Origin of the sequence: Lysinibacillus sp. OF-1 (assembly GCF_028356935.1) — a bacterium.
GTDB classification, from domain to species: domain Bacteria; phylum Bacillota; class Bacilli; order Bacillales_A; family Planococcaceae; genus Lysinibacillus; species Lysinibacillus fusiformis_D.
Map to the genome: position 1 here is coordinate 2,262,206 of NZ_CP102798.1, position 13,073 is coordinate 2,275,278.

The window sequence follows — 13,073 nt, forward strand, 5'->3', positions numbered from 1 at the left end:
TCAGTTCAACTTTTTTCCGGTTTTACAGGCTCAGGCTCGAATTTATAATCATCCTTCGGTCTTGTTAAAGCAGGTCTTTTTGCTGTTAAGGGAATAGGCATTCTGATAATACTATCCCGCATTTCCTTCAATCTTGGTGGGTAGAAAGGAGACATATATGGTGCTCCCAAGCTTGTCTGGCGTAACAGATGGATAAGAATAAAACAAAAAGCCAGCATGATGCCGTAAAAACCCCAAAATCCTGCAAGTATAATAATAGGGAAGCGAATAAGACGAACCACATTGCCCATCATATAACTCGGTGAGGTAAATGATGCTAAAGCACTTAGTGCAATAATAATCAGTAAAATATTACTTGTTATACCTGCCTGTACAGCTGCTGTCCCGATAACGATACCGCCAACGATACCAATCGTTTGTCCAATTTTAGTTGGCAATCTGGCTCCAGCTTCTCTCAATAATTCAATGATAATTTCCAGCAGTAAAGCTTCAAATATCGGTGGGAACGGAACCAAAGCCCTCGATTCACTTAATGGTACGAGGAAGGCTTGCGGAATTACCTCGTAATGAAAGGTCAAAGCTGCCACGTAAAAAGGTGTTAAATAAACGGACAAAAAAAAGGCAGTAAGTCGCAATAAACGGAGAAAAGTAGCAATTTGCCATCTTAAATTTTGATCTTCCTGACTTTGGAAAAACTCAGTAAAGGCTTGGGGGCCAATGATGGCCATTGAGCTACCATCTACAAGAACGCCCACCTTGCCATCTAAAACCGCATCACAAAATCTGTCAGGTCTTTCTGTCAGCAGCATCTGTGGGAAGACTGATAATGAATTATCATCAATCATTTCTGCTAGAACCGCACTATCGAGCAATTCATCGATCGTAAGGTCTGTAATTCGCTGGCGTAACGTCTGGACCATTTGATCATTAGCAATCCCATGCATATATAGGAGTGAAACAGACGTATTGGTGCGCGTGCCAACTTTTATTTTTTCATTGCAAAGATTCGGACTTACTATGTAGCGACGAATTAAGGAAATATTCGTTGAAAGACTCTCATTGAAACCAACCTGTGTACCAATTACTTGTGATTCATTTTCAGGAGCTGACAAAGCTCTAGATTCTCGGCTAGCGATATTGGCTAAAATCACTTGTGAGCTACCGTCTACATGAATCACAACAGATCCATTGACCATTGACGCTACAGTTTCCTTTAATAAACTGGCTTGACTTACTTCAGCAATAGAAAGGGCCATCACAATGTCCTCTGGTGTTTCATGTGGCTTGTTCTGTAAACAGGCGATAATATCATTATTCAAAGATTGATCATCAATTAAGTTATCGATATAAATAAGGGTCAATTTTGGAGGAAGTGATTTAATAATTAAATCAGCTGGATCATTTGTTGCATTTTTGATTGATTGAATAAAATGTTCTGTTGTATGTGCAACCCTCACAAGATTTTCTTTAGGTGCCTCTTTGATGGAAGGTGGCTGTTGTTTATTGAAAGGTAGTTTAAATTTCATGATGAATTGTAGGCTCCCTTCATTGCTAACTTCTTTTATAGAATTGTCTTGAAAGGGGTATTCTATACTTATTTCCTTCATTTTCATCATCAAGTAGACAGTACTTAACAAAAAGTGGTAGTATAATAGTATTCTTAAAAACAGAAGGGAGATCAGCCGTTTATGCTAAAACTAATTATCGCAAATTAAATTCCAATGAATTTAATAAAGGGGCTATTCTATAATTTTTTGTGAATTATAGGGTTTATTTAGTATGGCCCTCTTGCGATAACGAAGAGCAGCATAATCCTGTCTGATCCATGTAAACAGAGATCATTGGTAGTTACTTAAGTGGCTAGCATTATTTTCTGTATATAACAAAGGACTTTATGAGTTTGTTCTCATAAGGTCTTTTTTCTGTTTTTAGGAGGTGAGTATTCCCACAATAATGAGCTAATAAAACATAAAATCGGAGGGAATAGACGTGATAAAATATGAGTTAGTGAGTAATTATCGTCATGATGAAAAATTGAAGGCCAGCTTTAATGATTTAGCCATCGAAACATTCGGCTTAGATTTTAGAGGCTGGTACAACAAAGGCTATTGGAATGATCGATATATTCCGTATTCTTTTGTTCAGGGAGGAAAAGTGATTGCCAATGCCTCTATTCATAAAATGTCTGTACTAATAAATGGTCAACAATTAAAAGGGATTCAAATTGGTACGGTGATGACCGATGAAAAGTATCGCCATCAAGGTTTGGCTAAGCAGTTAATGCAGCATATTCTCAAGGAATACGAAGATGCCTGTGATTTTATGTATCTTTTTGCCAATGATACGGTACTAGATTTTTATCCAAAGTTTGGCTTTACACGAATTCATGAAAGCGAATTTAGCTTAGACCTCACGGAAAAGCCTATTCCACTGAGGGAGGATGCCATCGTCCGACAGTTGACAATTGAACAGGATCTAACACTCCTTGAAAACTATGCGAAAAATCGTCATATCCTTTCAAATATTGTAGATGTTGAACAAAACGAGAGTTTATTAATGTTTTATTTCACCCTAGTATTCCAACATGCCATTTACTATTTAGAAGATTTAGCAACCATTGTGTTAATGGAGGAAGAGGACGGGATATTAAATATTTACGATATCATCTCCCAGCAGGCAATCAATGTGGAGGCTGTGTTAGCAAGCATTGTAAAACAAACAACGAAAAAGGTGGTATTTTATTTCACACCTAACTTTGCGATGGACGACATGACAACAACCATCACACCAAATGATGACGACGCCCTATTCATCCTATCGAAAAACCCACTCCTACAAGGTAACTTTATGTTCCCTTTAACATCCCATTGTTAGTCTGGACATGAGTGCTTTTAACAAAAATTCATCAAAGCAAAAATAACATGAATACTAGCTCGTACCTTCAAAGGTGCGGGCTTTTTTTAGCCATTTATGATATTTTGTCAAATGGCTGTAACATTGTTGTTTTACGATACAAGCATCACATGAATGGAATTGAGGTTAAACACTATGAAAAAAATAATCATCATCTTATTTGCAGTAATGATAAGCTTGTACGTAGCCAAACTATGTGGGCAGGACAATAACGATGAAATGAAATTTGTCGACGACATTGCGCCAATCGCTGTTGCATTACATCAACAAAACGGAGAGATATTGCCTAGTATAACAATCGCGCAGGCTATTTTAGAATCCAATTTTGGACGGAGTGAATTGGCTGTCAATGCCAATAATTTGTTTGGGATAAAGGGACGGTATCAAGGGAAGTCCATCAAAATGCCGACAATGGAATATCAAAACAATAAAAGCTATACAACCGAAGCTGAATTTCGAGCCTATCCTGATTGGAAAAGTGCATTAAAGGACCATCGTCAGCTATTATTAAATGGAACGAGCTGGAATGCCCATCAATATGATGAGGTGCTGAAGGCAACCAATTATCAAGAGGCAGCCTATGCCTTAAAAAAAAGCAATTACTCGACAGACCCTTTATATCCTGAAAAATTAATTGCGATTATCGAACAATATCATTTAGGAAAATATGATCAATAGGAGTTCTATAAAATGAATATACTCATTGCTGATGATGAATTAGATATGTTAAAGATTTTACAAAGCTATTTTCAAAGGGAGGGATTCACTGTCTTTACTGCTATAAACGGGGAGGAAGCACTTGCGATATTTTATCAACAAAAAATTGATTTAGCGATTTTAGATTGGATGATGCCTAAAATAGATGGCATTACAGTTTGTCGTGAGATGAAAAAAACACAAAAAATCAAGGTTTTAATGCTTACAGCAAGGGACACTGGTGAGGATGAATTTCAAGCGCTAGCAGATGGAGCTGATGATTATGTCCATAAACCATTTTATCCAAAGGTACTCATTATGAGGGTGAAAAAATTGCTGCACATAGAGTCTGTCCAGCAACTAAAGGAAGTATCCTTCGATATCGCTAGCAAGCGCGTTTGGCGAGCAGGGACAGAAATTGAGTTAACCAAAACAGAATTCGAGCTGTTACGCGTTTTTAGCCAGAATCGCAGACAAATCTTAACGAGAGATCAGCTCTTAGATTTAGTGTGGGGACTGGAATATGTCGGAGATCCTCGTACCGTCGATACACATATTCGACGATTACGAGAAAAAATAGGAGAGGATATTATCCAAACACATAGAGGTGTTGGCTATAGTACAAGCGAATGAAGCAAAAAATTGGCACTAAATTAACCATTTATATCACATTCGTTGTGATTGTTACGTTTACGATTTCGCTTGTCGTCAGCCAATTTTTTCTGCCTAAATATTATCTCTATCAGTTAAATAAAAAAGTAGCAGACGCTTATGAAACGTATCAGACCAAGGATGAACCTAGCCTAGTGGAACGACAATTTGATGTCACAATCATCACTGTGCCTCTTGAAGGCTCCATCGATAATCTGAACGAAAATTTAAGACTACAGCTGGCGAGAGAACAGATCGCTCTTAATAAATTTTGGGTTTCAGAAGAAGTGCTACAAGACATAGCTGGAGAAAAAATAGTAGGCAAACTGTATGATCAAGGAAAACAAAAATCGAGCTTTCTTGTACATTATGCCAAAGAGGGAAATCAGCTTATAATGATTGGGGCCTCTATGGCTCATTTTACGGATATTGCTTCTTTTATCAATCGCTTTAATTTCGTCTTTTTAATTGCCAGTATTTTAGTAATTATCATGGTGACAGCCCTCTTATCTCGCAAGCTGACCAATCCATTAAATGAGCTACAACAAGTGGCACAGGAAATTGGCGCACTAAATTTTCAGCAGGCAAACATTCAAACAGGTGATGAAATCGAAGAATTAGCCAAAAGCATTAATAAAATGAGTCAAACACTGGAATCAGCCCAACAGCAATTAACGCAACGCAATCTGGATTTGAAGCAATTTATGGTAGGCTTAACACATGAGCTAAAGACGCCTCTTGCCTTAATCAACGTATATGCAAGTGGAATGGAAGATGGGATGGATGATGGAACCTATTTAACCGTTATTCATCAGCAAATAGATCGAATGGAAAAAATCATCACAGATATGCTTTATTTCGCTAGAACTGAAGAAAACGATTCGAAAGTATCCAGCTTTGATGTTATTCAGCTACTGCAACAAATCATTCATAGCTATCAGCCGCTGCAGGGAGATAAACAAATTTTTCTTCAATCAGAACTAACCGAATTCATGCTAAACACCGAGCAAGAGAAAGTCCATTTTATTGTAGAGAATTTGATCAGTAATGCTGTCAAATATACCTCTGGTCGTGACATATTCATCTGCTTCGATTCACATGGTAGGCTAGAAATTACGAATGATACTACACTGCCAGATATCTCTAAAATATGGCAGCCATTTTATGTAGGGGAAAGCTCTCGAAACAAGCATATTTCAGGAACTGGTCTCGGTCTCGCCACAGTGAAAAGTCTTGCTGAACAATTAGGCTACACGACTAAATCCACATTAGCCGATGGGAAAATCACCTTTACAATTAATTTTTGGCAGAGGGGATAGTGCCTTACTCTTTACAATGATGTAGATGGGGACTATTTCCTCCAATAGAGGAGCTAGACAATGTTTTCCACGAGGATTTTCTTTACATGTAGAGGTATTTGCAACAGAGTAAAGTGGGGCAGCCATTATCTATGCTGATTGAAACTCAACAAATCAATAAAAGTGATATCTTTTAGCAAAAATGAAGGTGTTCATCCCTCATTTTATCGATGGCTGTTGTGACTAATACTTCTTCACATTGAAAATAAGAACGTATTCTTCTCCTAATGATGTGCTATTTTATTCATTACTACTTACTAGTAAGAAAGACAAAAAGCCACTTAAGATTGGAGTAAAGCCAGCGTCACTCTTAGGGGATTAGCATCATCTTTCAACATGAAAAAGGGGAGGTCACATGAAGTGACCCCCCTTTTGTCTATTAGGAAAGTATACGCATAGTTGAATCGGTTTTTGTTCTCACTTTTAACGTTAGCAGCATGAGAACAAACATTACCACTAATAGGGCGAAAAGGGCAACGTCAAATGTATTAGTGACATCTTTTATGACCCCAACAAGCATCGGAATAATTCCACTAATAATATAGCCACCAAATTGAATCATGGCTGTCCATTCGCTTGCAGCTTTTGGTGTAGTCGTTGCATCTAAAGGCAGAATCATAGCTAATGGGAATAAACCACCAGCACCTATCCCCGTTAATGCGGCACAGAGAATTGGAGAAGTCCCGCCAATTATTAATAATAGGATGCCGATAAAGGAGCTGAAAGCACATAGTAGCATCCAAGGTTTTCTCTTCACACTATTATTAATGATAATTGGAATAATAAAGCTACAAATCATTTGCATAACAGAAAAAATAGTAACCGTTGTTGCGGCATATGCATCACTATAACCCATGTCCTGTACTTTTGGCGCAAGCCATGTTGCCAAGGAATAATAAACACCCGATTGTAAACCAAACATCACCATCAAAAGCCAAACATAACGATTTCCCCAAGGTAGTCGGCTTTTTTGACTGACAGCTTGCTCTGCTATGTTTTGTGATTGATGTGATTTTTTTATAATAGGAATCCAAACGATGATTCCTACTAGTGCAAACAAAGACCAGATCGCTAAAGCGATGTTCCAAGATTGGTGAAAAGCATGCATAACAGGCACGACTAAGCCAGCACTTAAAGATGCACCAATCCCCATGCCAGCTGAATAAACACCAATCATCGAGGATGAGGATTTAGGAAAATGCTTTTTAATATAACCAGAAATTAGTGGACCTGTAATGGCAATGCCTATTCCGCTAAAGACAGCTGTCAATAATAAAAGAAAAGGGAAAGTCGCTACTAAACGTAATGCAGTTGATACGCCAATTAATAAAATCGATAACGCAATCGTCAGCTCAATGCCCCACCGTGCACTTAACTTTCCAGCCAGTGGTGCAAAAAGCCCCATACAAAAAACGGGTAAAGCCGTTAGTAAACTGACGACAACACTCGACATCTGTAAATCGGCCTGGATATTTTTCAGCACGGGTGAGATGGATGTAATGGAAGCTCGTAGATTCATAGAGAGTATGAATAAAGAAAAAACGCTCCAAATAATATATAGATTTTTTGATTTTGCTATCATTGAAAGCACACCTCTTTTTGTCAATATAGATGATTATTTGATATACTATAATTAACTTTTTATTTTAAAAATAAACTATAATTTATCGACTTGTATACTATAATATACTTAATATACAAAGTCAATGAAAGGGGTGCGCATAATGAATGAGGAAAATATTGACTTATCTGGTCAAGTCGGGGTTAATCTAAGAGAAATTCGAAAAAACAAAAGGATGAGTTTAGAGGAGCTAGCGAATGTCAGCAATGTTAGTAAATTGACATTAGGGAAAATTGAAAGAGGGGAAACAAATCCAACCGTCAATATCCTGTGGAAAATATGTAGAGGACTCAATATTCCACTCGTTTCTTTATTAACATTTGAAGAACATACAGAAGTCCATCGATTCGGCTCGGAGTATCAATTTGCAGGGCATAATAACGACTGGTTTGTCGAACCATTATTTAAAACACATGGATCAGAGTGGTATAGAGGCTGTATCGAGCCAAATAGTAAGTACAGTGAATGTCACTTAGCAGGGTCTGAAGAAATTGTACTTGTGTTAAATGGACAATTAGAGCTGAAGGTCGGAGAAAAATGCCATCAGTTAAACCAATGGGATGTCATTAAATTTAAAGGTGAAGAACTTCACACTTACATCAATCGCTCAAATGAAAAAGTACATTTAATGCTGTCGTTAACGTATACAACGCCCTAATTATCCCACAAAAGCTAGGCAGAAACCTGACTCTAAAAAGGTTGATGTAAAAAATAGAAAGAACCCCCTTTTAATAAAGAGGTTATACAAATACACAATAAGTATCATTAATTTTCTCAGTTATACCTGTTCTAAAGCAACCCCTTATCAGTATCGCCACAACCATTTACGAATGAACGGGGAAGGTTTAATAAAAATATAATGAAAAAAAGTCGCATTCCTATAGTTTAGGAATCGACTTTTTTGTGAAAATAATTTATGTAAACACATTGAAATAAAGCATGTCTTATGATAAATTTATATAGATAGACGTTGTATATTTATTATACAGCGCACTACCCCTATTTTAATTATATAATACATTCTATTCTTTCGTCAACACTTTTAATAGTCTTTTTTTTTGAGGGGTGGTTTTGATGAAGTCAACAGGGGCAAAACAGCAGATTGGGGGAAAAATGAACGAAGCAGTTCAAATCTTTTAAGGACTTAAAGGTAATCGAAAGGCTTCCTAAACATGTGAATGAAATTGAAAAAGATAAAGAAAGTAGGACTGATACTATATGTCAGAGAAAACCATTTCAGTTGAGACAAAAACGCCATACGGCATGATTGCCATTTTATTTATTGGGGCCTTTGTTGCTATATTAAATGAAACCTTACTAAACATTGCGCTTCCAGCCATTATGATTGAATTCGATGTGAATGCAACGGCAGTACAATGGCTTTCAACAGGTTATATGTTAATTAACGGTATTTTAATTCCCGCCAGCGCGTTCTTCATTCAACGCTTTACGGATAAAAAATTATTTATTACCGCGATGGCCTTGTTCACATTGGGTACATTTTTAGCTAGTATTGCACCTGCATTTGGTGTGTTACTAGGGGCGCGAATGATTCAAGCTGCAGGATCAGCGATTATGATGCCTCTATTAATGAATGTTATGCTGACTGCATTTCCGGTCGAAAAACGAGGCGCTGCAATGGGGATGTTCGGTCTCGTAATGATTACAGCTCCAGCTATTGGACCGACTCTTTCGGGGTGGCTAATTGAGCATTACAGTTGGAGAATGTTATTTGATCTTGTGCTACCAATTGCCATTCTAACATTAATTTTCGCAGCCTTTAAATTAAAAAATGTGACGCCACAACGTCCTATTAAGCTCGATGTAATTTCACTTATTTTATCAAGTATTGGATTTGGTGGCTTGCTTTATGGCTTTAGTTCTGCTGGAGAAAAAGGATGGGATAATGCCCTTGTATACGGAACGATCATTATTGGAACGCTCGCTTTAATTACCTTTATCCTTCGTCAGCTACGACTGGAGGAACCAATGCTTGAGTTTCGTATTTTCAAATATCCAATGTTTGCCTTATCATCAGCTATTTCCATTGTCATTTCGGTGGCAATGTTTTCAGCTATGATTTTAATGCCGATTTACGTTCAAACAATCCGTGGTATTTCACCAATGGATTCAGGTCTACTCATGCTACCTGGTGCGATTGTGATGGGGATCATGTCACCTATTACAGGGAAGCTTTTTGATAAATATGGGGCAAGAAGCTTGGCCGTATTTGGCTTGATTATCACCATTGTGACGACGTATTACTTTAGCAAAATTAGTATGGATACGGCTTATTCTACACTAGTGGTGCTGTATACATTACGTATGTTTGGGATGTCCATGGTAATGATGCCAGTAATGACAAATGGTTTGAATCAGCTACCAGCGCATAATAATCCACATGGAACAGCGATGAACAACACATTACAACAAGTTTCAGGCGCAATAGGTTCAGCAGTATTGATTACGATTATGAACAATAAAACAACTGTCAAAGCAGAGGAATTAGCTGCAAGTGCGATGAACAATATGAGTGCTAATGCAACTCAAACAACGTCACAGTCTGCTGCGGAATTAAAGCAACAATTGATGAACGAAGCCATGCTACATGGTATAACTTATACATTCTTCCTGTCAACATTGATTGCAGCGATTGCACTCGTCCTTGCCTTCTTTATTAAGCGAGTTAAACCTAGTCATGAAAATCATGCTAGTGGGGAAGTTAATGAAAAAATAGTGGAAGAATAAATAAACGGGCGTTGCTAAGCTTGAGCAACGCCCGTTTTTATTTGGATAAAGGGGATTTATAAAAAAAATTATCGATACAACTCAATAATTTGGCCGGCTATCTATTCAGAGCTAAAATGAATCCCATCTTTGAGCAACTCCTAGTACAGAAGAAGCAAGAATATCCATTGATAATGTTATTTCTTTAGGATTCGCAAACTCTCTCTATCACGATCAAGTCCGTTAACATCATATAAACTTTTCTTTTGAAGCAAGGGTGTCAATCTGCAAAGTCAGCGTTATTTTTACCGACAAATCGTTGGAAATATCGTACACTACTTGTTTTAATAGATCGTTCATATCTATAAAATGCAAATAAAAAGTGGCTCGATTTAGCTCGGTACGTTCGGCTAATATAGCGTTTATCTTAATCTATTTATATAATTTTGATGTGAATATAATTAGTGCGGGCTTTGGAGGTGGGGAGCTACAGAACAAAAAAGGCGTCTCATCCATAGATGAAACACCTCTTTGAAGTTAGTTATTGAGCTAATCGTTGGATAAAAGCATCTAATTGTACGAGTGTAACATTGTCATTCACCCCAAATACATTGTCACCTTTACCAACTGTAACTTTATTGGAAGCGAGGATGGATACATAATTGTTTGCCCAATGCGCACTTGGAACATCGACAAATTGTTCTGCCGCTCCTTGTTGTTTTAAATGAAATGCTTCCACTAAAACTTTCGATAATTGACCGCGTGTCATAGGAGAACCTGGATTGAATTTGCCATTTTCATCCCCCGTAAAAACGCCGATTTTTTTTAGTGCCTCAGCAGCACCCGCATATTTAGACGATGGTTTTACATCAGGAAAACTTGAATTGGTGTTACTAGTATCTAATTGTAATTGCTTAGCCAGTTTAAGAGCTACTTCTCCACGTGAAGCATAAACGCTAAAGTCGATTTCAGCATCTTTTACTTCTCCAAACTCATTTTCAGTGAAGTTCGTCACGCGTTTTGCCCCTACGTAACGAGATCCCCAGTAATAAGGGTCATTGATGTTATCAATTTTAACACCAGAACTTGTAGTAGCTGAAATAAAACTGTTGTCACCTATGTATATGCCGACATGGGAGATACCACTTCCCGAAGTATTAAAAAATACTAGGTCACCAGTCTTCAATTGATCTTTAGCAATCGAAGTACCTTGCTGATATTGAGCTTTGGATGTACGTTCTAGTGAAATCCCTAGCTTTGAAAAAACAATTTGTGTAAATGCAGAGCAATCCACACCTGTCTTAATATTTGTGCCCCCGTATTGATAAGGAACACCTATATATGCTTTTGCTGTATTTGTTATATCTGCTATTGTTGCCGCTTTCGCTTCATGAACACCTATGCCTGTGAAGAACATAAATGAGGCGAAAATGGGTAGTAACCATTTTTTCTTCAATTAAATCTTACTCCTTTCAAAAAACTTTCGCTTTTGAACTAAAGTAAGAATAGCATGAAAGAGACAAGCGTTATTTTTCAATAATATTACCGATTACCCCTAAACAGCTAAATTGAAACCTTAATTTTAACTGTGTAAAACTTCTGCAATAATCACGGGTAATTTTACCAAAAATATATGAAATTATTGGATGTGTAGGGATATAAGTGCTATTTTATATATTTCATCTATATTAAAAAACCAAAAACCATTGAACAAAATATAAAAACATAGAATTATGACAAATGATTTGGGAAGAATTAGTCGATAATCAAGAGGTGAAAAAATCCATTCAAAGAGAGGGACATCATTTTAACAGGAAATGAAATTAACCTGTGAACCTCATTACTTAATAACCTGATAGGAGGGATTCTATTGCAGCAGATTTTTAATAAGTTAATAAAACAGAACATCAAGCCATTCCTTTCGATGCTTGGCTACAACAAGAAAAGTTTGAATTTCTATAAAACAACCGACAATCTTAACTATATGTTCAATTTCCAAAAGTCTGCTAATAACATGTTTTATATGAATTGCTATATTTACGCAACCGAGTTGGCACACGTTCAATCGAAAGAGATTCTGACAGCATCAAAAGAAGCAGAATGTCACTTCCGAGCAAGAATTGAATCAATTGTCGAAGGTACCACCTGATCTCTATTTTCCATCCATCCTACTACGAATATGGATGGTCTAAGAAAAATGCTACTTCTAAGCGTTATTATCATGAATTGCAGAAAAGCATGGAACTGAACAGCGATGGGCCATTTTCGAAAAAAATATAAGACTATCTTCAATCAATTTGGAGTGAAACTTGATGAAGAGTAGCTATCACAAAACTAGAACTCCTTCTTCATCGAGTAGCTGGTTTTCTATTTTAGCTTTTATTTTGATCATTTACAGTCGTATTCAGTAGAGTATCTAGTATTCTTCCAGTAATGGGCATAAAGAAATGCAGGATAAAGCCACCTAAGCAAACCGTTAATAATGTACCGACACCGATCGGTCCTTTACACAACATCGCCAACACTAAGAAAAAGAGGTAAATAACCGTTCTTGAGAAAAAAATCGATTTGTTTGTTAGCTCTTTTATAATTAAGGTTAGTCGGTCTACAGGAATTGGCGCAAAATTTGTATGTAAATAGGTTGCCGTTCCTAATCCTGTCACAACTAGCCCTATGCCAAAATAAACCACCTGATTATACCATAGTATTGCTAAATCATTTAATAGCAGTAACCACATATCAATTCCTATACCTGTGATAAATGCTGTGATCAGCCCTACTATTTCAGGCTTTTGTCTAGCTAATATGGAATTACTACCGACTAATAGGATAGCTAAAATGATTTCCCAGCTTCCTACAGTTAGACCTACATGATTAGACAATCCGACTAAAACCGCATCAAAAGGGGAAGTCCCAAGGTTGGAATGAATTGTTAGAGAAATACCTAGCGTTAAAATGAAAATGCCTACTACATAAAAGATATATTTCAAACGAAAGCCCTCTTTTCATTTTTATTGCAAATACAATAAAATTACGTTAAATTGACTATATACTCTTTTTGTTGCATTTGCAATATAAAATCTAGAAAGAGTTCACGATAAGGGAGT

10 protein-coding genes and 2 pseudogenes are annotated in these 13,073 nt (G+C 37.0%); 8 read left to right on the forward strand and 4 right to left on the reverse strand.

The genetic code is table 11. From position 1 onward, the window contains the following. Positions 1-5: 5 nt before the first annotated feature. Positions 6-1,526, reverse strand: a complete 1,521-nt coding sequence (locus NV349_RS10975; protein ID WP_271913428.1) for a spore germination protein — start codon at positions 1,524-1,526, stop codon at positions 6-8. 463 nt (positions 1,527-1,989) lie between these two features. On the opposite strand from NV349_RS10975, the gene NV349_RS10980 reads away from it, so the two are divergent. From NV349_RS10980 to NV349_RS10995, 5 genes and pseudogenes are all read left to right on the forward strand, one after another. Continuing rightward, on the forward strand, positions 1,990-2,874 hold the full coding sequence (locus tag NV349_RS10980) for a GNAT family N-acetyltransferase (protein ID WP_101966652.1): 885 nt from the start codon (positions 1,990-1,992) through the stop codon (positions 2,872-2,874). Positions 2,875-3,048: 174 nt separating this feature from the next. Continuing rightward, positions 3,049-3,591 (forward strand): glycoside hydrolase family 73 protein, encoded by a 543-nt coding sequence (locus tag NV349_RS10985; RefSeq protein ID WP_101966653.1) that lies wholly within the window; start codon positions 3,049-3,051, stop codon positions 3,589-3,591. A 12-nt stretch (positions 3,592-3,603) separates the two neighbouring features. After that, positions 3,604-3,949 (forward strand): annotated as a pseudogene (locus tag NV349_RS23225) (response regulator transcription factor); the annotation flags it as partial. Between the two features lie 80 nt (positions 3,950-4,029). Continuing rightward, positions 4,030-4,242, forward strand: a pseudogene (locus tag NV349_RS23230) (winged helix-turn-helix domain-containing protein); the annotation flags it as partial. Continuing rightward, positions 4,239-5,579: a sensor histidine kinase gene (locus tag NV349_RS10995; RefSeq protein WP_058844410.1), complete on the forward strand. Its 1,341-nt coding sequence runs from the start codon at positions 4,239-4,241 to the stop codon at positions 5,577-5,579. The pseudogene NV349_RS23230 and the gene NV349_RS10995, both read left to right, overlap by 4 nt. Before the next feature lie 418 nt (positions 5,580-5,997). Here NV349_RS10995 and NV349_RS11000 read toward each other — a convergent pair whose 3' ends face one another. Then, a complete protein-coding gene (locus tag NV349_RS11000) occupies positions 5,998-7,200 on the reverse strand; it encodes an MFS transporter (RefSeq protein WP_271913432.1) in 1,203 nt (400 codons plus the stop codon). Between the two features lie 142 nt (positions 7,201-7,342). Between NV349_RS11000 and NV349_RS11005 the strand changes: the two genes are divergently transcribed. Both NV349_RS11005 and NV349_RS11010 read left to right on the forward strand, forming a co-directional pair. After that, positions 7,343-7,897: a helix-turn-helix domain-containing protein gene (locus tag NV349_RS11005; protein ID WP_036126370.1), complete on the forward strand. Its 555-nt coding sequence runs from the start codon at positions 7,343-7,345 to the stop codon at positions 7,895-7,897. A gap of 560 nt (positions 7,898-8,457) precedes the next feature. Then, positions 8,458-9,987, forward strand: coding sequence for a DHA2 family efflux MFS transporter permease subunit (locus tag NV349_RS11010; protein WP_036126369.1), 1,530 nt, complete (start codon positions 8,458-8,460; stop codon positions 9,985-9,987). Between the two features lie 520 nt (positions 9,988-10,507). Here NV349_RS11010 and NV349_RS11015 read toward each other — a convergent pair. Further along, positions 10,508-11,422 carry a C40 family peptidase gene (locus tag NV349_RS11015; RefSeq protein WP_271913434.1) on the reverse strand — a complete coding sequence of 305 codons (915 nt, stop codon included), beginning with the start codon at positions 11,420-11,422 and terminating at the stop codon, positions 10,508-10,510. A gap of 414 nt (positions 11,423-11,836) precedes the next feature. Here NV349_RS11015 and NV349_RS11020 point away from each other — a divergent pair, with 414 nt between their 5' ends. Further along, entirely contained in the window at positions 11,837-12,115 is a 279-nt protein-coding gene (locus tag NV349_RS11020) for a DUF4304 domain-containing protein (protein WP_257982899.1), read from the forward strand. Positions 12,116-12,338: 223 nt separating this feature from the next. Here NV349_RS11020 and NV349_RS11025 read toward each other — a convergent pair whose 3' ends face one another. After that, positions 12,339-12,956, reverse strand: coding sequence for a YczE/YyaS/YitT family protein (locus NV349_RS11025; RefSeq protein WP_036126364.1), 618 nt, complete (start codon positions 12,954-12,956; stop codon positions 12,339-12,341). Between the last annotated feature and the right edge of the window lie 117 nt (positions 12,957-13,073).